Source organism: Vibrio litoralis DSM 17657, from assembly GCF_000426765.1.
Lineage (GTDB): Bacteria > Pseudomonadota > Gammaproteobacteria > Enterobacterales > Vibrionaceae > Vibrio > Vibrio litoralis.
This window is the reverse complement of sequence record NZ_AUFZ01000016.1, coordinates 66867-87883: the sequence shown is the minus strand read 5'-3', so window position 1 is coordinate 87883 and position 21017 is coordinate 66867. Positions and strand designations below refer to the sequence as shown.

Below are 21017 nucleotides of genomic sequence, written 5' to 3'. Positions count from 1 at the left end.
CCATCAAATGAATATTCACTAAAACAAATTCAATCAGGATTAAAACATGAAAAAACTTATTGTCATTACAGGTGCAAGTTCAGGTATTGGTGAAGCGATTGCACGTCAATTCAGCGCCTTAGGCTACCCACTACTCTTATTGGCTCGTCGTATTGAACGTTTAGAAGCACTCGATTTACCAAATACCTTATGCGCAAAAGTCGATGTGAGTGATGAACAAAGCTTTATTGATGCGATTGCCAAAGCCGAAGCGCAATATGGCCCAGTCGATGGCTTAATCAACAACGCCGGCAGCATGCTACTAGGGCAATTAGATACTCAAGATTCCAGCGAGTGGAAGACCATGTTTGACGTTAACGTGATTGGTTTAATGAATGGTATGAAAGCCGTTTTAGCGCCCATGAAATCACGCCAAACCGGTACTATTATCAACATTAGCTCAATTGCAGGTCGTAAAACTTTCGGCAATCACGCCGCTTATTGCGGAACCAAGTTCGCCGTTCATGCAATTTCGGAAAATGTGCGCGAAGAAGTGTCTGATTCTAATGTTCGAGTCACCACTATCGCACCTGGAGCGGTCGATACCGAGCTACTTTCTCACACTTCATCTGATGAAATTAAGCAAGACTATAAAGAATGGACCGCCAGCATGGGTGGCGCTTTAGTGGCAGATGATATAGCTCGAACCGTCGTGTTTGCTTATCAACAACCACAAAATGTTTGTATTCGCGAGATTGTCGTTGCGGCGACTAAGCAGACGATGTAAGAAATCATCATCATGTAAATAACAATGAGGCTGGCTAATATAAAATCAGTCAGCCTCATATTGACTCTTTGAGAGTTCTATTATTTATTATCTATACGTACAAAGATGACTGTTAAAGCAAAAGATAAAACAAAAACTCCGCAAATACCAAATATAGCCTGTATAAAGTTTTGAGTTCCCCCAGCTAAATAAGCTGGCAAACTAAATACCGAAGACAGGATATAACTAGTCAGGTGAGTATCAATGGTGACTGAAATAGCACCAAAAATCCCCGCAGCAAGACTCGCCATAAATAGCGCTTTTGTATACTTAGTCAAAACACCAAACAGCGCCGGCTCTGTTATACCTAAAATAGCGGTAATGCCTGAGCCCATCGTAATGGAAGATTGTTCTTTAGAGGCTGTTTTACGTTGTTTATACCACATCGCCATCGTTGCACCGGCAATCGCAATATTGCCTAAACACATAATCGGCATCAGTAGATCTTTACCATAAAGTGCAAAGTTATTGAGACTAATTGGCGTCATACTATGATGAATACCAAATACAATCGTAATTGGTCGAGTTAAGCCAAACACAAAACCAGTTAACGTTGGTGAGATTTCTAATAAAGAGCTCACAACCCACCCTGCGCCATTACTTAACCACATACCAGCCGGAGCAACTAGAGATAGCACAATCGTTGAGGTGACAGTAAAGGCAATTAATGGTGTGAATACTGGCTTAGCAGAAGCTGGTACAAATTTATCGACCATAGGCGTGATCTTAGATAATACCCACACAGCTAAGATAGCTGGAACAATTGCCCCACCATAATTTAGTAATTCGATTGGAACGACGCCAAAAACAGAAAGCTCTGGGCTATTACCTGCCGCTGAAAGCAGTGTCGCTTTTTCAAGTAACTTCGGAGACATCATTGCAGCCGCAACAGCTAAAGCAATGTATTCATTCACTCTAAAAACTTTTGCCGCCGAAAATGAAACTAACATCGGCAAAAAGAAAAACACGGCAACCGAAATAGATCTAAAAAAGAACACCGTATCCGAAGTTTCTGAGATTACATTGGTCGCAATTAAACCGGAAAGAAGGCCCATTAACATCCCAGCCCCAGCAATAGCCGGAACTACAGGCCCAAAGATCCCAGCGACGACTCGCATAGCATTTTGAAATAGCTTACCTTTCTCATGGGCAATATCTGTCGAATTATCTGATACATTATTTACACCAGAAAGCGCGTTATACCACTGCTCAACTTCCACACCAATGACAACTTGAGTTTGTCCTTGAGCTAATACCACTCCCTTAACACCTTTAATGCTTTCAATTTTTTCTTTATCAACAAGTAATTCATTGATTAATTTGAAACGAAGGCGAGTCATACAGTGGGTAATATTAACGATATTTTCATTACCCCCTACCGCTGAAATAAGTATCTGTAAATTTGATTCAAACGTATTAGGCTGTTCTAAAGAAGAATCTGGGGCAGCTACATTTTTATCAGTCAATTCCATTCTTGCGTCCTATATTTTTATAGTTATCTATGCCGATCATCTTATCCGGTAGCACAACTTTTCCAATCCAAAAAAAGGTGACTAGAATCACATTAAACATGCCGAAATAAATAAATTTGATTATTTTATCCAATTGGTTCGTTTTTATTAGCAAATTATTATTTAGAACGAACCAGTTAATTTTAAGAACAATTAAATGCTTGAAATTGAATTTTTTTAGCGGTTATAGTAAGAAAAATTCAGCTATCCAGAGAAATAAAAGTGAATAAAAATATAATTTCAAATATTGAGTGCATTATTACTAAACCAGATAGACACAACCTCATCACAGTCATTGTTGAAGTAGAGTCTGGAACGATTGGATATGGCTGTGCCACTTTTCAACAACGACCATTAGCAGTTAAAACGATAGTCGATGAATATTTAAAACCTCTCTTAATTGGTAAAGATGCAAATAATATTGAAGATCTTTGGCAAATGATGATGGTTAATGCATATTGGCGTAATGGCCCAGTCATTAACAATGCGATCTCAGGCGTTGATATGGCTCTTTGGGATATCAAATCGAAACAAGCGAAAATGCCACTGCATCAACTGTTTGGTGGCAAATCGAGAGACGCAATCCAAGTCTACACACACGCTACTAGCGATACGATGGATGGTTTGTTTGATCAAGTCGATCGCTATCTTGATCAAGGGTATAAACATATTCGTTGCCAGTTAGGTTTTTATGGTGGAGTACCAGAAAATATCCATACCCCTGAAAATCCAACGGAGGGTTCTTTTTACGATCAAGACCAATACATCGATAACACTCTAGAAATGTTCAAACAGTTGCGAGCTAAATATGGTAACGCTTTCCATATACTCCATGATGTTCATGAAAGACTATTCCCAAATCAAGCTACTCAATTTGCTAAAGCCGTTGAACAATATACCCCATACTTTATTGAAGATATCTTGCCACCAAATCAAACTGAATGGCTAGATAACATTCGTAGTCAATCCTCGGTATCTCTCGCGTTAGGTGAATTATTCAACAACCCAGAAGAGTGGAAAACTTTAATTATTAACCGACGCATAGACTTTATTCGCTGTCATGTTTCTCAAATTGGAGGGATCACTCCCGCACTAAAACTTGGGCATCTATGTGCGACTTTTGGCGTCAGAGTTGCGTGGCATTGTCCACCTGATATGACACCTATCGGTGCCGCAGTAAATACTCATCTCAATGTACATTTACATAACGCCGCCATTCAAGAGCATGTGGAGTATAAACCAAACACCATGCGAGTATTTCCAAACTCGGCTGAGCCGAAAAATGGCTTTTTATATGCTTCTGAGAATGATGGTATTGGAGTGGAAATGGACATTGACGCTGCGAAAAATTTCCCTGTCGAATACCGACCTCATGAATGGACACAAAGCCGTCTACCCGATGGCAGTATCCATACCCCATAAACGAAAAAGGCCGCTATTTTAGCGGCCTTTTTCATCTCTATAAGTCAAACTTTCAGGGTTAAACTGGGTATGGTAGGTACATTGATAATCAATATCGATAATGTCGCTGACGACAAAAACTTCTCCCGTTTTTAAAAAACCCCGATTGGTGATATTCATTGCAGAGCTTGAGCGTTTACACCCCAATAAATCCGCATCTTCTTTTGCCAAACTGATCGCTTTATAAGTCGTTAAATAACTATCGATTTCTAACCCTAAAGAAATCACATGCTTTTGCAATGAACTTTCTATAATTTTTTCATCAATTTTTTTAAAAATTCGAACCGGTAGCCTTGTCTCTTCTATTTGCGTCACTTTACCTTGAATTAAACGGAGGCGCTTAGCATGCCAAAGATACTCATCCTCACCAATCGAAAAAACTTGCATTTCATGGGGTGTTGGTAAACGCCTATTTAATTTTATTTTTTTATAGGTAATTTCGCCAAATTTATTTTCAGTTACCGTATTATAAATTAATGAAGATCCAATCACTGACGTATTAATAAAATAACCAGAGCCCACTTTTGATTTAACAATACCAATCGCTTCTAGCTTTGATAGCGCTTTTCTTACTGAAAACCTTGATAGTTCATATTTTTCAGCCAGTTCTCTTTCTGAAGGCAGCTTAACTCTAATCACTCCTTGGCAGACCTTACTGACAATATCTTGTACTAGCTCTTCGTACTTTTTCATTAATCGTATTCTTAATAATCAGTCGTTAAAATCTAACATCATGCATAACATAAGCTTATGTTTTAGTCACAACAAGCTATCTTAACGCCTTATGTCCCTCTAGCAAGCAATTTGGTTACTCTGCTAATAAGCGCTTCTATCGCACCACAGCAGATTTCACAATAGTCACACCAATAATCCCTAATAAAGCGCCTGTAACTTTATCAATATAATACGCCATTTTGGTGAAGCGCTTTCTTACTCGCGGAGTCGACAGAAGATAGATCACCGCGGCATCCCACGCAAAAACGACTACAGTCATCCAAATACCTAAACCGAGTTTAAAGCCAAAACTCACATCATTAGTTAAAACAACCGTAAACAAACTCAGGTAAAACAATAGATTTTTAGGATTTAAAACACCCGACATAAACCCAGTGAAGAATTCAAACCAGAATGAGCTACCTTTTGGTTCTATCTCGGAGTCATCCACAATTTCTAAATTTTGATACGCACTTTTTCTTGCTCTCAACGCTTTATAAGCGAGATAAATAAGAAAACAGCCGCCAATCACTTTAAGTGTAATCATGATGGGAACAGAAGTAGCCAAGATCGAGCCAACCCCAATAAGGCATAATCCAATATAAACCGCATTGGCAATCGCAATTCCGAAAGCGACACCAATAGCGTTACGACCTTTATTACGAATGGCACTTTTTACCACTAAAACAAAATCGGGGCCGGGGCTTAATAACGCCAAAAAGTGCGCGATCGCCACGGTGATAAAAATACTGGTTAATGTGACATCCATGTTCAGTGATTCCTTTTACAAGCTTTTACGATCTGAAAATATAAAATTCATACTGCGCTTAGCACAAATTTTAGTCAACCACCTAAAAACCAAACCATCACCAGAAACAATCTCACACAAAAGTTCATTCCCCTGAAAAATAGCTACACTCATTGTTTAGTATTAATTTTATACAAATTGAAGATAAACTCATCATTAACCTCACTTTTTAAATGGCTTTAGTCAATATTGATTGACCATACATGTATAAATGGCTTTAAATAATTGTTAATACCCAACGTTTTTTATAAAGATTGTTATTTGTAATATTCATAATTTTTAATGGAGAGAAAAATGGATAAAGAAAAGGATATGGCCACCGATAATGGTGGTGTTCCTCTACCCAGTGGTGATGCTAGTCCGATAAATACCGACTACACCGTAGGTCAAGATAATGTGATCGTGAAACTAGGGCCATTCGGCTTAGACATACATAACCGAGTATTTGCCGTCTCTGGTTTAGCGATTGTCATGTTTGTATTAGTCACTCTGATTTTTAGAGAGCAGGTTGAACCTTTATTCGTAAACTTAAGAGACTGGCTAACGTCTTCTCTTGATTGGTTCTTTATCTTATCCGGCAACATTTTTGTTATCGCGTGTATTGGCATTGCGATTTCTCCTCTCGGTAAGGTAAGAATCGGCGGTACGGATGCAACACCTGATTACACCTACTCAGGTTGGCTCGCAATGTTATTTGCTGCTGGCATGGGTATTGGCTTGGTGTTCTTTGGCGTATCAGAGCCAATGTCTCACTTTAGCTCTTCCCTTGGTGGCACAACCGTGGTTGATGGTCTTCGTACCGATTGGGCTCCATTAGGTGGCGCAGAAGGCGATGTTGAAGGCGCGATGTCTCTAGGTATGGCGGCAACCATTTATCACTGGGCATTACACCCTTGGGCGATTTACGCATTGCTGGCGCTAGGTTTGGCAATCTTCTCGTTTAACAAGGGCTTACCGCTGACGATGCGTTCGATCTTCTATCCTCTATTTGGCGATCGCGTGTGGGGCTGGACGGGTCATGTCATCGATATTTTAGCGATCATCGCAACGGTATTTGGTCTGGCAACATCACTAGGCTATGGTGCTTCGCAGGCAGCCACCGGGCTTAACTTCTTATTTGATATTCCACTCACGGATACAACTCAAGTCGTATTGATCGTGGTGATCACTTGTTTCGCTTTGGTTTCTGTTGTGGCAGGCCTCGATGGCGGGGTGAAGCGTCTTTCAGAAGCGAACATGATCTTAGCGGCACTACTACTTCTGTTTGTGGTATTTATTGGCCCGACACTGGCTATCTTTACTGGCTTCTTTGATAATATTTTATCCTATGTAGAACACTTACCAGCGCTATCTATGCCATTTGAGCGTGAAGATACAAACTACTCTCAAGGTTGGACGGCATTCTACTGGGCTTGGTGGATTTCTTGGTCACCATTTGTGGGTATGTTTATCGCTCGTATTTCACGCGGTAGAAGTGTTCGCGAGTTTCTTTTCTGCGTACTTATCGTTCCTTCGGTTGTCTGCGTGTTCTGGATGACAGCCTTTGGTGGCACGGCGATTCATCAGTTTGTCACAGACGGCTATGAAGCAGTTAAAAATGCCGCACTACCGCTGAAACTGTTTGAAATGCTGAATGCAATGCCATTGGCAGAAATTACTTCTTTCATCGGGATTGTATTGGTAGTGGTGTTCTTTGTAACATCGTCTGACTCAGGTTCACTGGTTATCGATACAATTGCTGCTGGCGGTAAAGTGGATGCACCAACCCCACAACGTATCTTCTGGTGTACTTTTGAAGGCTTAGTTGCTATCGCACTATTACTCGGTGGTGGTCTGGCGGCGGCACAAGCAATGGCGGTCACAACCGGCTTCCCATTTACTATCGTACTGCTGGTTGCAACAGTTTCATTGATTGTCGGTTTGATGGATGAACCTAGAATACAAAAAGTAAAAAAGTAAAACGTTAACCAATTCCCTAGCCTGTCTCGCAGGCTAGGGATTTTTCTTTTCTCTCAATCATTTCACAAGCGTTAACTCAAAAATTATAATTTGATGGGGTTACCCCAAAAATGGTTTTAAATAAAGCAATGAAGGCACTTACACTGTCATACCCTAAATCAAGTGCAATATTAGTGACAGCTTCGCCAGACGCTAACATTTCAAGCGATCTCATTAAGCGCGCTCGTTGACGCCATGCGGTATAGGTATAACCGGTTTCAATCACAAACTTACGACTTAATGTTCTTACCGAAATTCCAGCCCATTGCGCCCACTGCTCAACGCTTTTCCGATCTCCAGGATTATCAATTAACGCACGAGCAATTCGAATTAAAGTAGCAGTACTAGGCATAGGAAGGTCGAATGCATTAATCTCTGCCGCTTTTAGTTCATCTAAAATAACTTGGGTGATGCGTAATTGGCTTTCATCAAGATCAGTCCCCGTCCATTGCGATGCTCTAATCACCGCTTCACGCAATAAACCAGAGGCTTTCACCATACAAGGGTATTGCGGTAAGTATTGGCAGTATGCTTCTGAAATATAACAACTCCACACATCTGATGCACCTTGGCTATAACCATAATGCGCCTGCTTAGGTGGGATCCAGATAGCATGCTCACTTGAGACTACCCATGTTTCCTTGTCTGTCCCGGTGGTCAACAAACCTTTACTTAACCCCGACAATTGGCCACGCGGATGACTATGCATGCCAAAACTACGCTTCTCTATAGGCGCATCATCATATCGAGCCATAATTATCGGCTCTGTTTTTTTAAGGTTTGGGTTATCTTTCAAAATGGCATCAAATCACTATTAAATGGCCGTAATAGCTTAGCACGGCAATATTGAGCTTGCTATTCTACTTGCCACAATACCAAGCCTTCAAGGACACTATCATGCCGAAGTCATACTCTTCCCTTAACAATACTGATCTTGATGAATTATATGAACCACCATCAGAACCAATCCAAAAAGCCGTCACCCATGAGCTTATGTCTTTTCATATTGAGTACCTCGCTCAAGCGACATTTTTTTGTCTAGCGTCAGGACGAAAACAAGGCCTAGATGCGTCGCCTCGTGGTGGGTCTCCCGGTTTTGTTCATGTATTAGATAGCCATACCATTGCGTTTGCGGATTGGCCGGGTAATAACCGTATCGAGTCAATGCGTAACCTAGTCGATGATAATCGGATTGGTATGTTATTTTTATTTCCCGGATTAAGCGTTTTTATGCGCATTAATGGCACAGCCAAAGTCAGTAACGATGAAGCACTTTTAACCACGCTTGCGGAGGGAAACAAAGTACCTAAAACGGCGATAGTGATTACTATAAATGAAGTACTGTTTCATTGTGGAAAAGCATTAAATCGCGCCAAATTATGGGAAGCCGAAGCTCGTATTGATAAATCCTCATTACCCACTCCAGGTAAGATCTTCGCAGCGTTAAATAGCTTAGATTCAAAATCCTCAAATCTCATTGATCAAAAATATGATCATTCAGTAAAAAACGAGTTGTATGGCTAAACTGAGCAACAATGTTTGGATATAGGATATATTTATCGATCTTCTTATACCTGTTATCCTACGCACATAACGTGTTAATAGAGTAAGAATGATGATTGACGATAACCTAGTAATTGAAACCCTAGACGATCTAGAAACGTTTCTGCGCTTAGTGGAAAACGGTGGCCTTGGGCTGGAAAATGTCACTGGTGTAGCGCTGGCAACCAATAACAGCAATGGTCGCCCATTTGTTGCGGTTTTAGATGATAAGCACCAATTATTGCTTGGTCGCTGGGTCACTCAAGAGGTGTTTGATAACGGTAAAGATATCGTACGTAACGGGCCGAAAAAAGCGCACTAGGCTTTTAATTTTCGATTATTAATATTTTCCAATGTTAACTAAGGGCTGACTAATTCAGCCCTATTTTTTTGCTCTCAATTTTAGTCGTAAGGCTTTACACAACCTTCACATCTTTCTCGGTTTCCAATCTCTGCTTTAAATATTCCACAAATAATTGAGTACGGGTATGTTCATAATCCAGCTTCGGATAATAAGCATAAACTCGCGTATGATCCGACGTGACATTCGGTAGTACTCGAACCAATTCACCACGCTCTATTTCTTCTTGCAGCATCACTTGGTTGGATAAAATAATCCCCATGCCGCGTTTAGCACTGTGAAATAACGCTTCAGGATTAGTCGTCGAGAAGTTACCGGTTAAGCGCACTTTCTTGCTGCGTTCACCTAGGGTCGTTAGCCTGACTTCTCGTTCGACTTTTTCACCCCAAATCAGCATGTTGTGGTGAGTTAAATCATCGATCGTCTGTGGCTCACCATATTGCTTTAAGTAACTTGGCGCAGCATAGAAGCCAGATTGATAGTCAATTAAAGGGGCCGCGCGAAAACTTAAAGTATCGAGGTTTTCAATTTCACGACCAATGTAAATATCAAAGCTCAGCTCCGGCAATTGACCGGGGAGTGTAGTGATCAACTGCACTTTAATTTGTGGGTATTGATGGAGAAAGTCATCAACATAGCGCATGAAAAACTTAGAGCCTAATGCGAGCGTAGCACCAACTCGTAGCATTCCAGTTGGGGTTTGATTGATTGAACGTGTTTCATCCACCAGCGATTGCCATTGTTCGACCTGTGCTTTACCACGCTGATAAAACATCGCGCCAGCTTCAGTTTGGCTTAATGAGCGCGTGGTGCGTTTGAGTAGTTGTACCCCAATTCGTTCTTCTAAAAAATGTATGCGCTTACTTACCGCTGAGCTAGTGGTATTCAAACGGCGTGCTGCTTGATTAAAGCTGCCTTCTTCGACTACTCGAATATAGGTTTTTACCGATTCAATCCAATCCATCGACCACTCCATTATTTCCCAAATAGACTCAATCTCTTTCCTGTTGAGCCTATTATCATTTTATATTCACCAAAGTACACTATACCCAAGTGACTTCAAGATGCAGAATTCAGAGCTATCATCCAAACCTTTAAGCAAGGAAGATTGGCGAAGGAATGTAGGCACCTTTCAAACCAATCTGACGCGGCATAAAGGTTTGAATGAAGCTCCCGAAGGGCAAGTTAAAACAAGCTTTATGCTGCGTTAAATTGAACAGAGATAGAATGACTATGATCATGTTCAATTTGTCTTGCCTAAAGCTTGTTTTATTCTTGCTGAAACTCGCACCTTGAAGTTACTTGGGTATGGTTACATGAAAACAGAAACGATAAACGCCTTTAAAAAAACACCACTTTTGCTCGCAATGATGATCATCGCAACGGGTCAAGTTGGTGTAAGCATTTATCTGCCCTCTTTGCCTTTAATCAGCCATGATTTAGCGGTTTCCCAAGCGCAAGTTCAGTCTATCGTCACCTTCTTTTTAATTAGCTTTGGCTTATCACAGCTATTTTATGGGCCGTTATCCGATGCGATTGGTCGTCGACCGGTCTTTCTAGCAGGACAAGGCGTGTACCTACTAGGTACCTTGATCTGTGTGTTATGGGCAACCAGCTTTGAAGCTTTATTGTTTGGGCGTTTTCTGCAAGGTCTAGGGGCTGGTAGTGCTTCGGTACTCGGGCGTAGTGTATTGCGCGATAGCTATAATGGCCCTGACTTAACCAAAGCGTTATCTTATCTCTCGATTACCGCTTCTATTTTACCGATCATCTCGCCCGTATTTGGTGGTTGGCTCGCCTATCATGTTGGCTGGCAAAGTGTGTTTAGTGCAGTGCTGGTGTATTTAATTGCGATTGTCACTCTCGGCTGGAAAGTGCTGCCAGAAACCTTGCCCTACCCTAAAAGCCGCTTTAATCCGGTCAAAGTATTGAAAGGTTATGGTGAACTGATCACCTGTAAGCAAGTGGTGTCTAGTGCAAGTTATAACTGGATCAGCTATTTAGGCGCGGTTGTCTCGCTGTCTGTTTTACCTTTTTTGTTGCAAAAACAATTGGGGATGACGGTATCTGACTACGGTGAAGCAATGATCATTCCATCGGCAGGATTATTAATTGGTAGCGTGACGGTTAACCGCCTGCATAAGTATTTCTCGCAAGCTCGCCTGTTGTGTATCGCATTTAGCTTGATGGTAGTTGCGGGGATCTGGTTGCTGATGATGCCACTTTCTGCTTTTCACCTAATTGGCGCGTTTACCTTATTAACGGTTGCGCAAGGCATGAGTTTCCCAATTTCAATGTCGATGCTGTTAGAACCACACCCAAATCGCGTTGGCGCCGTTTCGGCATTATCCGGTTCTATTCAAATGTGTATCGCTGGCTTCTTTGGCGAGTTCTTAGTGCGCAACTTTGTTGCTAGTCAAAGCGATCTCGGCATTTTTTATTGCTGCACTGCGTTAGTCATGATGTTGGTGTTGCTCGTCAGTCGCCGCACGCAAAAAGAAACTAAAGTTCCAGTAAGCTAAAGCAAACCGGTAAATTGCACTTGAATCATAGTCACTCCTTAACGGGTATCTTTCGGGGTATCCATCACTACTAACGTCGTTATGGTATTCACCTGCGGGATCTCACCTAACACCTCAGAATGAAAGCGTTTATAACGTGTCAAATCTTTGGTTTCTACTCTCAGCAGATACTCATTCGCACCCGTGATGTTATGACATTCGGTGACTTCTTTTGCCAACATCACTTCTTGCTCAAATCCACGCTGTGATTTTTGACTATGATCTGATAGTCCAATCGTGACATAGGCAATAAAGCCAATCCCTAATTTCTCTGAATTAAGCACCGCTCGATATCCACTGATCACTTCTTGGCGTTCCAGTTCTTGGACTCGCCTTAACGTCGCAGAAGGCGATAAACCAATTCGTTCCGACAACTCAACATTGGATAATCGACCATCCGCTTGAAGCTCCTGCAATATTCTTTCGTCAAATCTATCCATAGCTTAACTTTGTTGCTCACTTTATCTAAATAACACATCAAATAGACATAAAATGTAGCCACAAACCCAATAATATACAAGGAACAGTCACACCAAATGGAAACGAAGAAATGGATATTCAACAACTGCTCGCATTATTTACTTTTGTTCTAGTCTCAACCGCCTCACCCGGCCCTAACAACATTATGTTGATGACCTCTGGTGCTAACATTGGCTTTCTGCGCACCGTTCCACACATGCTCGGCATTGTGTTTGGTTTTAGCTTTATGGTACTTCTGGTCGGGGTTGGTTTGATGGGCCTGTTTCAGTTGTATCCAGTGTTACACCAAGTGCTCAATATTGCTTGTATTGCTTATCTCTTTTATTTGGCATTAAAAATTGCTCGCGCACAGCCCGGGTCTCAAAATGCCGAATATCAACCAATGAGCTTTTTGGCTGCCTGTTACTTTCAATGGATCAACCCCAAAGCATGGACTATGGCGATCACCGCTGTCAGTGTTTATAACACCCTCAATAACTGGCAAGGTGTGTTAATCGTGTCACTGATGTTTGGCTTGGTGAATATGCCGTCCGCCACGTTGTGGACTTATGCTGGGCAAAAACTGCAAATCTGGCTTGATAGCCCACTACGCGTGAAGTGGTTTAACTATTCAATGGCGGGATTGTTAGTGCTCTCCATTGCGCCGATGATGTTCTAAAAAGAAATAGAGCTCTAAAAAGAATATTTCGATTCCATTAAAGCAATCTACAAATCGCTTATTTACATTGTAAATTCAATATTGATTCCATTAAGAGTAGTCTTTACACACGATATTTTTCTTCTTTCTATGATTAGTCCGAGTTTTATTAAGAAAGGAGAAAATAATGATTAAACAAGGGTTTACTTTAAGCTTAGGACTGGCAGCTATGTCATTTTATAGCCATGCTGCCAACCAAGCCCCTTCACAACTTCCACCAGCTGGCATTGCCGCTGAAAATGCTCCTCAATTTATCGCCATTGCCTTTGATGACAACACGTTAGTCGACGGACAAAACTGGGTACTTGATCAGTGGGGCAAGCGCCAAAACCCAACTGGGCACGGCAATGCTGCAACCTTTGATGGCTCGGCTATTCACACCACGTTTTTTAATACTTGTGAAGCGATAGTCGCAGCTAGCGAACAAGGCACCAATGCAGGTCATGTTAAAGAAACTTGGTATCAAGCTAACCTACTCGGGCATGAAATGGCCAACCATACTCTCAATCATTTACATGGTTTGGAATTTACTTCCGCAGAGTGGCAACAACAAATCAATGATTGTCAGATCGCCATGAGTAAGCCATTTACCCAAGTCGATCCTGAATTTCCATCCGATGCAGAAGGGATCGATGCCAATGCGGTGGGCTTTCGTTCGCCTTATTTAGAATACAATGATGCTTTATTCGCTCACTTAAACCAAAACGGGTTCAAGTACGACGCTAGTATTTCAGAAGGCTATGAGCCAAGCCATCATGCAGGAAACCAGTATTGGCCTTATACACTCGACAACGGTAGTCCGGGTGCCGAACTTGCCGCCAGTTGGGGAGTAAAGCCGCCAATTACAGAATATCCTGGATTATGGGAAGTGCCCATCTATGCTTTAATCGTGCCGGATGATCAAATCGCCAAACAATACGGCATTAATTATTCACTGCGCGACAAAATACAACAAAAGATGAATTGGTTTGATGTTCAGTCTGGCAAGATTGAAGCTGGCGATTACAACTTATTTTATATGGCACAACTTACCGGACCAGAAGTATTGGCCATTTTAAAATATAACCTCGACATGCGTTTAGCTGGCAATAAAGCACCAATGACATTTTTGGGTCATTCAACTCAATACGATGATCAGATGGATCAGTGGTCACCGACCGCCTCTACCGCCGCAGAGCGTCGCCAAGCAATCGAAGACTTCTTAGATTACGCGCTTTCAAAGCAAGATGTGCGTATTGTCAGTCACTTAGAACTTGTCAATTGGATGGAAAACCCTCAAGCACTACCCGCTCGATGTGAATCCGCTGAATGGATGAAAGGTGCTTCTTATAGTAAGACTCAAAACGTCAACTATGCAGGGTTTGAATGGCAGGCGAAGTGGTGGTCTTACAATGAAAAACCACAAGATAAAAGCTGGTCTGCATGGCAGAAAGTGAGGGCTTGTCGTTAAATGCAATCAAAAAAGCCTGCTATGAAATAAATAGCAGGCTTTAACTTTATCTAGTAAGAAGGGCGATTAATTCTCTTGCTTAACTTCTTCCATCTTTTCTTGAACTTGCTCTTTCGTCTCTTGCGCTTGCTCAACTAGCTCATCTTTCTTCTCGGTTAATTGCTCTTTTTTCTCAAGCAGCTGTTCTTTATTTTCCATCAAAGCTTCTTTTTTACTCGCTAATACATCGGCAATGCCAGCTAGGTTATCCGCCAACTGCTGGGCTTTATCTTCTGGGAATTTCTCTTGCAGCGTGGTTTTTAGCTTGGCTTTTAGATTCTCAAGCATCTCTTGTTTTTCTGAATCAGAAGCATCACGTAGTTTTGAAACCGTACCTGCAATTTGCTTTAACTCAGGGAATAGGTTGGCATCTTTTAGCGGGGCAAGGAGTTTTACATCTTGCAGATTAGCGTTATCGACTTTGCTATCTAGAGTCGTTAGCAAGGTATCCACTTTATCTAGCGTTTGCTCACCACGTTGATAGAGCGGTGCAATGGCTTCGTTTTCAGCAAAGCTTGTGATCTTATCGACGGTTAAAAATAGCAAGACCATGATGATCACAATCGGCAATAGCAGCCCACTGAATAAACCGACAAAAAAGTTATTAAAGCCAGAACCAAAGCTTTTCATTGTTATTCCTTAAGAAATTGAAATTAACTTAACACCAATGTTAACCGATCTTTTAAAAAACGCCTAAGTATCAACCAATAATACCAAAACCAATAAGTAAGTGGTTATCGAAGCTAACCGACGAGCACATAATGATCGACGAGTAAGGCGACAAATAACCCCATCAAATGGTAAATAGAAAACTTAAAAGTCTGCATTGCGCTGTTTGGTTTCGGGAAATATTTTAGCTCACACGCTTTATAAACAAAGCCAAGCGATAACGCGGTAGAAGCTATGGCATACAATACGCCACTCATGCCAAATAACACTGGCAAGGTGCAAATCATCATCAGTAATATGGTGTAAAGCAGTACGCTGGTTTTGGTAAACTCTACCCCGTGAGTCACTGGAAGCATTGGAATGTCCGCTTTGGCATACTCGTCTTTACGGTGAATCGCCAGTGCCCAAAAATGCGGCGGCGTCCAAATGAAGATGATCATCACCAATAACCAAGCGTGAGGGTGAAGCTCGTTAGTCATGGCTGTCCAGCCTAATAAGGGCGGCATCGCACCGGCAATACCTGCAATCACAATGTTTTGTGGCGTGGCTCGCTTCAGGTACAAGGTATAAATCACCGCATAACCCACCAAACTAGCAAAAGTCAGCCAAGCGGTTAATCCATTCACGCCGAAATATAAGGTCACAAAGCCAATCACACCAATCACACTAGCAAACAGCATGACCTTCCAATTTTGCAATTGCCCGGAAGGTAATGGTCGATTTTTAGTGCGCGCCATTAAGCCATCAATTCGGCGATCAATTAAATGATTCAAGGCCGCGGCTGAGCCCGCCATTAAGCCAATGCCAAACAGCCCTAGTACTAATGGTTGCAGAGGCAATTTACCATCAAGCGATAAACACATCCCTACCAAAGCAGTAAGCAGCATTAACATCACCACTTTGGGTTTGGTTAATGAGTAATACAAACGCCATTGAGCTAACCAATAGGATTGGGTGCGCTGACTGGCATGTCCGGAGAAAGATTTTGGCGGTGAAGTTGAGTCATGAGAAATAGAAGACATTGCCGAATGGCGACCTGAAAGATTAACTGAAATACGATGCCTATCCCGCACTGGCTCCTGCTTTGGCGGAAAAGGAATTACATTAGACTTCGGCATCGTGACCTCCTAACGTTTAAATCAAGCTTCATAATCACTTTGATAATTTTGATTGTTCGGTAATGTGACTCGGCTTGGTGATCATTCTCATCTGAATATGATTTGCCGCTTGCCCTATAACTTTAGACTGACAAGACAAGCGTAATTGAGTACATATAAACACTATATTTAACAATAGCAGCGCTGCGACTAAATTGTGGCCAACCGCTAAAATAACAGGTAGATGCATCACAACATTGGCAATTCCTAAGCTAATTTGCAGCACAACCAAACCAACTAAACTCCAAGCCGCTCGATTAAGTGCGCGACTCGATGAAAAGCGCACCAGCCGCCAAGCAAAAAACAATAAAGTGACAGCAGTAATAATGGCCCCGAATCGATGCACTAGATGAATTGCCATCCGTGAGCCATAGTCTAAAACACCAAACTCATAGCTATCTCCACTCATCAATAATGGATGCTGAAAAATAGTGAATGCGCCGCTTAAATTGAAAGCTTGCCACCAGTCACCTTCACACAATGGCAAAGAAGTACAAACTAAAGCGGCGTAGTTAGATGACGTCCAACCGCCTAAAAAGATTTGTACGATAAGTACGCTAAGTGATAGCCAGCCCATTCTTTGTAATGAAAGAGGTTGTAATAAAAGCGTTTGTAATGAGGGTTTTGATAATGAAGCTTTTCGGAATGAAGAAGCAGAATGTAAGCCTTGATAACTCAAGTTCTCTTGAGGTTGAAATTCATCGTGTGTTGCTTCGGTATCTTGGCTCTGACAATAAGGCCGGCTGACCAAATAAAACACCAATAACAAACTAAGTAAGGCAAAGCCGCCAAATAGGTGAAGCACCACAATAATCGGCATCAATTTTAAGGTCACAGTCCACATACCTAGTGCGGCTTGGAACACCACCAGCAAGGCTAAAGCACTAGGCCAAACTTTCGGAATATTTGGTACTTTGAAGCTCACCACCAGAATCGACGCAATCAATAAACCTAGAGTGCCTGCAACATAGCGATGGATCATTTCAAGCCAAGCTTTATAAGGCTCAATGGTATGCCCAGGAAATAAAGCAGAAGCTCGCATAATTTCATCATTTTTCATCGGTACATTGAGCTGACCATAACAACCGGGCCAATCAGGGCAACCGAGTCCAGCATCAGAAATTCGCGTGTATGCACCTAACACAATCACCACCAAAGTGAGGCCGATACTGAGCCGAATCAATTTGCTTAACAATGCCGAATAATCCATATCGCCCCCTAGCCTAATTTAACTGCGGTTAACCGACTCGTGATAGCTTCAATAGTTTACGTAAATCAGCTAATAGTCCTTTAAGCTCATCAGATAGTTCATCCTGACTAGTCACAGTGGGATAGCGCATCACCCATTGGCCGAGCGGATCAATCAATACAAAATCTTGCCCAGCAAAGCTCTTCATCTCAGGCTGTTCCCAAAGTTCTGGCGCCGCTAACAGCACAAAACCACTATCTTGTAATGCGGTTAAATCCTCTTCATTGGCGGCAATCACCACGGGCATGACTCTCGGTTGATCTTTACCTAGTGCAATATGGCTTTGCTTTAATAGGTGCAATTGTTGCTGACAAATTTCACCGCAATCTTGTGGCAATAAGTACGCCATTTGCCAAGTATGTCGTGCTGGATTTGCTAACCGTAAATCTTGATAGTGAAGTTGTGAATCAATCAATACGCCATGATTAGTCACGCCAGATTGATACCAGTTCATCGATAAAATCAATTTCGCGGCAATCACTGGCAAGGCAAAAATCAACAACATGATAAGCAATACTTTTTTTCCCGAACGAGGAGAGTAAGCCGTTTTTGCTAACGATGATTGATTCAATGCTGCTTCATGTTTTTTGTTATGCATACATACGCTCATCTTGATCCCAAATTACTGTAAGTGATTAGTTGGGTTTATTGATTCCTACTCTTTTCTTTTTCCAGATTTTTCGATGGCTTTCCTTGACGATAAGCAAACCAAAACGCTAACCCCAACAATACTGCCGCCATCGAAAACCATTGCACCGCATATCCAAAATGACGTTTTGACTGCATAGGCAATGGCTGCCAAGGATGTGGTAAGTGCTCACTAATTTTTACTCCGTTATTTTCTGTTAACCGTGAATCACCCGTGAAAAGCAAGGGCTGCATTGGCTGAATCACATAAGAAAATAAGCTCAGCGACCTATCTGAAAACAAGTGCTGAGACAAATCTTCAAGCGATAGGTTTTGAATTCTTAACCCCAAACCATCGGTTATCTCCATCATTTCAGGCATCAAGCCTTGGCTCATCGGGTTATCTTGTTTTCGGTACAATCGCCCAACTATTGTTTGCGTTTGAGACGCTTGCGCCTGACTCCTTTGCTTTTGACTAATACCAACCACTTCAGGTAATACTTGTCTGTCACGACCTGCGGGTATAAAGCCCAATTCAATCAACCCCACGACTTCAAAATCAGATTGCGGATCATTGGCTAATAAGCGCACCGGCTGAAAAACCAAATAACCAACTTTTCCCTGCCAAGTTTGGTTATCCCAATACACTCGTTGTACATTTACGTCATCAGTTAATGGCGCAATCCTCAGCGACAACTTCACACCCGTCGCTTCTTCACTAGGGCTCATTTGCCAATCTTCAATCGCTACGGGATTAGCGTCGGCTCTTAGCTGCAATTGCTGCTCCATTGCCAATTTTTGGTTACCGCGATCTAATTGCCAAAAGCCTAATTTGACCATCACAGCAAACACGACCACAGTTAATAATAATAAACCGATCTTTTTGATTCCCCACTTCGACACAGGAGTTGCTATGACACTCGTTTCCTTATTTAAATTAACGCTGGTGCTTCTGCTGTTGTTTGTCATTTTTAACCTCGGCAGAGCTTTATACTCAATGGTGAAATACGATCGAGACGATCCCAATGCGGTGCCTATGAGCCAGTTTTTGGGTAAACGTCTATTCATCTCCGTGATTGTGATTATGGTGTTGTTAATTGGCTTAACATCGGGATTAATTACCCCCAACGATCGCCCTTACTAATCACACACCACAATCAAAGTTCAGCCTACAACCTAGGAACTAAAATCTTCACCCTCATAAAACATAGACGAAGATAAACAAACACAGCCATACCACATCGACAAAATGCCAATACCAACTCCCCGCTTGAAACGCAAAGTGATCGCGAGGAGTAAAGTGGCTAAAGGCAATTCTCGCCAAAAGAACGATTAAAAAGATGGTCCCTAAGGTGACATGTAACCCATGAAATCCGGTTAATAAGAAAAAGGTATTGCCATAAATGCCAGATTGCAGCGTGAGGTTCATTTCTTGGTAAGCATGAATGTACTCTTCGGCTTGATAAAATAAGAAAGCGATCGCTAAAACAATGGTAATTTCTAACCATATAATCAGCGCCGTACGTTGATTTTTTTCTAAGCTCAATTGAGAGAAGTGCAGCGTAATCGAAGAAGTCAGTAAGATAATGGTGTTCATTAAAGGTAAGCCTTGCCACGGCATTGCTTGGGTTTCTACTCCACTCGGCGTTTTCACCAAAGGCCAAATAGCTTCGAACGTTGGCCACAATACTTCGTTAGTCATCAGGTTATTAGACGCCCCACCAAGCCAAGGCACCGCGATCATTCTGGCGTAGAAAAGCGCACCAAAAAAGGCAGCAAAAAACATCACTTCGGAGAAAATAAACCAGCTCATGCCTTGACGAAAAGAGCGTTCAATTTGGTGTGAATATAAACCTGACATTGATTCTTGAATCACATTACGAAACCACCCCACCAGCATGATCAGCAAAACGATTATTCCAGCCAGTAACACGAATCCACCGAAATGGCTCAACATGCCTTTTGGTTGCATATAAAGCCCTGCACCCACTGCAATCAAAAATAAGGCAAAGGCCCCCACAATCGGCCAATTACTTTCTGATGGCACATAATAGACTTCCGGTTGGCGAGAAGCAGACGATCTAGCTTCTGATTCAATAGAAGGTGATTGAGATAATGGATTCGATTTATTCATCTGGCTCTCCTTAAAACAAGCTAATTCAGCTCATTTGGCGATGAATGTGATGATTGAGCGAACGACTCTGACGCTCCCCTGCTCAGATTTTGTATTGTATTTTTATCCTGCTGTGTCTCTTTTATTGGCCTAGATGCTGGTTGAGGCACTGGCTGAGACGATGATTGACCGCTTTCCGTAATGTCATACAAAGTATAAGAAAGCGTTAGTCGATTAATGGAACTGGGTAAGTCTTTATCCACATAAAAAATCACCGGCAGCTCCGCTTCTGTGTTGGCTTGCAATGGCTGATGATTAAAACAAAAACATTCCACTTTATTAAAATGAGTCGCGGCAATTCCCGGAGCAACCGACGGTACCGCTTGCCCTATCATCGCTATATTGGAATTATTCACCGCCCGATAACTGGTTCTGATCACTTGGCCGGGGTGAACATCCATCTGCGCTTGTACTGGCTCAAATTGCCACGGCATATTCGGGCTGACTTGAGACATAAATTGCACTCGTACCAATCGTGAGGTATCGACTTGAATACCTTGCGAACTGGCTGCTTCAGTATTGGTTTTGCCATTAATACCAAGCTGCTCACACATAATGTCGTATATAGGAACGAGGGCGAATCCAAAACCAAACATGCCCACGACACTCAGCAGTAAATAGCCAATCAGCTTTTTATTGCTTTTAGTCTTTTTACTACTGCGAACCTTTTTACTACTCTGGCTCTTTTCATCGTGTATCGAACCTTTATGTATAG

General features: G+C 42.0%; 22 protein-coding genes. 9 read left to right on the top strand and 13 right to left on the bottom strand.

What is annotated here, in order from left to right:
• Positions 1–46: 46 nt before the first annotated feature.
• On the top strand, positions 47–766 hold the full coding sequence (locus K358_RS0103660) for an SDR family oxidoreductase (RefSeq protein ID WP_027695544.1): 720 nt from the start codon (positions 47–49) through the stop codon (positions 764–766).
• 80 nt (positions 767–846) lie between these two features.
• On the opposite strand, the gene K358_RS0103655 is transcribed toward K358_RS0103660, so the two are convergent.
• Positions 847–2277 carry a PTS transporter subunit EIIC gene (locus K358_RS0103655; RefSeq protein WP_027695543.1) on the bottom strand — a complete coding sequence of 477 codons (1431 nt, stop codon included), beginning with the start codon at positions 2275–2277 and terminating at the stop codon, positions 847–849.
• A gap of 261 nt (positions 2278–2538) precedes the next feature.
• On the opposite strand from K358_RS0103655, the gene K358_RS0103645 reads away from it, so the two are divergent.
• A complete protein-coding gene (locus K358_RS0103645; protein ID WP_027695542.1) occupies positions 2539–3738 on the top strand; it encodes an enolase C-terminal domain-like protein in 1200 nt (399 codons plus the stop codon).
• Between the two features lie 18 nt (positions 3739–3756).
• Here the strand turns inward: K358_RS0103645 and K358_RS0103640 are convergent, their stop codons facing one another.
• Positions 3757–4470, bottom strand: coding sequence for a GntR family transcriptional regulator (locus K358_RS0103640; RefSeq protein ID WP_027695541.1), 714 nt, complete (start codon positions 4468–4470; stop codon positions 3757–3759).
• A 136-nt stretch (positions 4471–4606) separates the two neighbouring features.
• Entirely contained in the window at positions 4607–5260 is a 654-nt protein-coding gene (locus K358_RS0103635; protein ID WP_027695540.1) for a LysE family translocator, read from the bottom strand.
• A 351-nt stretch (positions 5261–5611) separates the two neighbouring features.
• On the opposite strand from K358_RS0103635, the gene K358_RS0103630 reads away from it, so the two are divergent.
• Complete coding sequence (locus tag K358_RS0103630) at positions 5612–7258, top strand: BCCT family transporter (protein WP_027695539.1); 1647 nt, start codon at positions 5612–5614, stop codon at positions 7256–7258.
• Between the two features lie 76 nt (positions 7259–7334).
• On the opposite strand, the gene K358_RS0103625 is transcribed toward K358_RS0103630, so the two are convergent.
• Positions 7335–8051 (bottom strand): AraC family transcriptional regulator, encoded by a 717-nt coding sequence (locus K358_RS0103625; protein ID WP_051241157.1) that lies wholly within the window; start codon positions 8049–8051, stop codon positions 7335–7337.
• A 143-nt stretch (positions 8052–8194) separates the two neighbouring features.
• On the opposite strand from K358_RS0103625, the gene K358_RS0103620 reads away from it, so the two are divergent.
• Complete coding sequence (locus K358_RS0103620; RefSeq protein WP_027695537.1) at positions 8195–8821, top strand: MSMEG_1061 family FMN-dependent PPOX-type flavoprotein; 627 nt, start codon at positions 8195–8197, stop codon at positions 8819–8821.
• A 91-nt stretch (positions 8822–8912) separates the two neighbouring features.
• Positions 8913–9161, top strand: a complete 249-nt coding sequence (locus K358_RS0103615) for a hypothetical protein (protein WP_027695536.1) — start codon at positions 8913–8915, stop codon at positions 9159–9161.
• Positions 9162–9255: 94 nt separating this feature from the next.
• Here the strand turns inward: K358_RS0103615 and K358_RS0103610 are convergent, their stop codons facing one another.
• The gene (locus K358_RS0103610) at positions 9256–10164 is read right to left on the bottom strand and encodes a LysR family transcriptional regulator (RefSeq protein WP_027695535.1); all 909 of its coding nucleotides are present in this window, start codon (positions 10162–10164) and stop codon (positions 9256–9258) included.
• A gap of 352 nt (positions 10165–10516) precedes the next feature.
• On the opposite strand from K358_RS0103610, the gene K358_RS0103605 reads away from it, so the two are divergent.
• Positions 10517–11722 carry a multidrug effflux MFS transporter gene (locus K358_RS0103605; protein ID WP_027695534.1) on the top strand — a complete coding sequence of 402 codons (1206 nt, stop codon included), beginning with the start codon at positions 10517–10519 and terminating at the stop codon, positions 11720–11722.
• A 38-nt stretch (positions 11723–11760) separates the two neighbouring features.
• Here the strand turns inward: K358_RS0103605 and K358_RS0103600 are convergent, their stop codons facing one another.
• Complete coding sequence (locus K358_RS0103600; RefSeq protein WP_027695533.1) at positions 11761–12201, bottom strand: Lrp/AsnC family transcriptional regulator; 441 nt, start codon at positions 12199–12201, stop codon at positions 11761–11763.
• A gap of 110 nt (positions 12202–12311) precedes the next feature.
• On the opposite strand from K358_RS0103600, the gene K358_RS0103595 reads away from it, so the two are divergent.
• Both K358_RS0103595 and K358_RS0103590 read left to right on the top strand, forming a co-directional pair.
• Positions 12312–12899: a LysE family translocator gene (locus K358_RS0103595; RefSeq protein WP_027695532.1), complete on the top strand. Its 588-nt coding sequence runs from the start codon at positions 12312–12314 to the stop codon at positions 12897–12899.
• A gap of 166 nt (positions 12900–13065) precedes the next feature.
• Positions 13066–14388 carry a polysaccharide deacetylase family protein gene (locus K358_RS0103590; protein ID WP_027695531.1) on the top strand — a complete coding sequence of 441 codons (1323 nt, stop codon included), beginning with the start codon at positions 13066–13068 and terminating at the stop codon, positions 14386–14388.
• Between the two features lie 66 nt (positions 14389–14454).
• On the opposite strand, the gene K358_RS18010 is transcribed toward K358_RS0103590, so the two are convergent.
• The 5 genes from K358_RS18010 to K358_RS18000 form a co-directional block, all read right to left on the bottom strand.
• A complete protein-coding gene (locus K358_RS18010; protein WP_051241156.1) occupies positions 14455–15057 on the bottom strand; it encodes a hypothetical protein in 603 nt (200 codons plus the stop codon).
• A gap of 113 nt (positions 15058–15170) precedes the next feature.
• Entirely contained in the window at positions 15171–16214 is a 1044-nt protein-coding gene (cyoE, locus tag K358_RS0103580) for a heme o synthase (protein WP_027695530.1), read from the bottom strand.
• 34 nt (positions 16215–16248) lie between these two features.
• Complete coding sequence (locus tag K358_RS18005) at positions 16249–17463, bottom strand: COX15/CtaA family protein (RefSeq protein WP_083962739.1); 1215 nt, start codon at positions 17461–17463, stop codon at positions 16249–16251.
• A 28-nt stretch (positions 17464–17491) separates the two neighbouring features.
• Complete coding sequence (locus K358_RS0103570; protein WP_244875221.1) at positions 17492–18100, bottom strand: hypothetical protein; 609 nt, start codon at positions 18098–18100, stop codon at positions 17492–17494.
• A gap of 47 nt (positions 18101–18147) precedes the next feature.
• Positions 18148–19032, bottom strand: coding sequence for an SURF1 family protein (locus K358_RS18000; protein ID WP_051241155.1), 885 nt, complete (start codon positions 19030–19032; stop codon positions 18148–18150).
• 10 nt (positions 19033–19042) lie between these two features.
• Here K358_RS18000 and K358_RS0103560 point away from each other — a divergent pair, with 10 nt between their 5' ends.
• The gene (locus tag K358_RS0103560) at positions 19043–19273 is read left to right on the top strand and encodes a DUF2909 domain-containing protein (RefSeq protein WP_027695528.1); all 231 of its coding nucleotides are present in this window, start codon (positions 19043–19045) and stop codon (positions 19271–19273) included.
• A gap of 54 nt (positions 19274–19327) precedes the next feature.
• Here the strand turns inward: K358_RS0103560 and K358_RS0103555 are convergent, their stop codons facing one another.
• The gene (locus K358_RS0103555) at positions 19328–20263 is read right to left on the bottom strand and encodes a cytochrome c oxidase subunit 3 (protein ID WP_083962737.1); all 936 of its coding nucleotides are present in this window, start codon (positions 20261–20263) and stop codon (positions 19328–19330) included.
• 20 nt (positions 20264–20283) lie between these two features.
• Positions 20284–21000: a cytochrome c oxidase assembly protein gene (locus tag K358_RS17995; RefSeq protein WP_051241202.1), complete on the bottom strand. Its 717-nt coding sequence runs from the start codon at positions 20998–21000 to the stop codon at positions 20284–20286.
• Positions 21001–21017: the final 17 nt, after the last annotated feature.

Excerpts from the sequence above, each read along its gene's own strand:
- K358_RS0103630 (WP_027695539.1), top strand. The coding sequence starts at position 5,612 with ATGGCCACCGATAATGGTGGTGTTCCTCTACCCAGTGGTGATGCTAGT.
- K358_RS0103610 (WP_027695535.1), bottom strand. The coding sequence starts at position 10,164 with ATGGATTGGATTGAATCGGTAAAAACCTATATTCGAGTAGTCGAAGAA.
- cyoE (WP_027695530.1), bottom strand. The coding sequence starts at position 16,214 with ATGCCGAAGTCTAATGTAATTCCTTTTCCGCCAAAGCAGGAGCCAGTG.
- K358_RS0103660 (WP_027695544.1), top strand. The coding sequence starts at position 47 with ATGAAAAAACTTATTGTCATTACAGGTGCAAGTTCAGGTATTGGTGAA.
- K358_RS0103555 (WP_083962737.1), bottom strand. The coding sequence starts at position 20,263 with ATGAATAAATCGAATCCATTATCTCAATCACCTTCTATTGAATCAGAA.
- K358_RS0103640 (WP_027695541.1), bottom strand. The coding sequence starts at position 4,470 with ATGAAAAAGTACGAAGAGCTAGTACAAGATATTGTCAGTAAGGTCTGC.
- K358_RS18005 (WP_083962739.1), bottom strand. The coding sequence starts at position 17,463 with ATGGATTATTCGGCATTGTTAAGCAAATTGATTCGGCTCAGTATCGGC.
- K358_RS0103560 (WP_027695528.1), top strand. The coding sequence starts at position 19,043 with ATGACACTCGTTTCCTTATTTAAATTAACGCTGGTGCTTCTGCTGTTG.
- K358_RS0103625 (WP_051241157.1), bottom strand. The coding sequence starts at position 8,051 with ATGGCTCGATATGATGATGCGCCTATAGAGAAGCGTAGTTTTGGCATG.
- K358_RS0103605 (WP_027695534.1), top strand. The coding sequence starts at position 10,517 with ATGAAAACAGAAACGATAAACGCCTTTAAAAAAACACCACTTTTGCTC.
- K358_RS0103635 (WP_027695540.1), bottom strand. The coding sequence starts at position 5,260 with ATGGATGTCACATTAACCAGTATTTTTATCACCGTGGCGATCGCGCAC.
- K358_RS0103570 (WP_244875221.1), bottom strand. The coding sequence starts at position 18,100 with ATGCATAACAAAAAACATGAAGCAGCATTGAATCAATCATCGTTAGCA.
- K358_RS18010 (WP_051241156.1), bottom strand. The coding sequence starts at position 15,057 with ATGAAAAGCTTTGGTTCTGGCTTTAATAACTTTTTTGTCGGTTTATTC.
- K358_RS0103615 (WP_027695536.1), top strand. The coding sequence starts at position 8,913 with ATGATTGACGATAACCTAGTAATTGAAACCCTAGACGATCTAGAAACG.
- K358_RS0103590 (WP_027695531.1), top strand. The coding sequence starts at position 13,066 with ATGATTAAACAAGGGTTTACTTTAAGCTTAGGACTGGCAGCTATGTCA.
- K358_RS0103655 (WP_027695543.1), bottom strand. The coding sequence starts at position 2,277 with ATGGAATTGACTGATAAAAATGTAGCTGCCCCAGATTCTTCTTTAGAA.
- K358_RS0103600 (WP_027695533.1), bottom strand. The coding sequence starts at position 12,201 with ATGGATAGATTTGACGAAAGAATATTGCAGGAGCTTCAAGCGGATGGT.
- K358_RS0103620 (WP_027695537.1), top strand. The coding sequence starts at position 8,195 with ATGCCGAAGTCATACTCTTCCCTTAACAATACTGATCTTGATGAATTA.
- K358_RS0103595 (WP_027695532.1), top strand. The coding sequence starts at position 12,312 with ATGGATATTCAACAACTGCTCGCATTATTTACTTTTGTTCTAGTCTCA.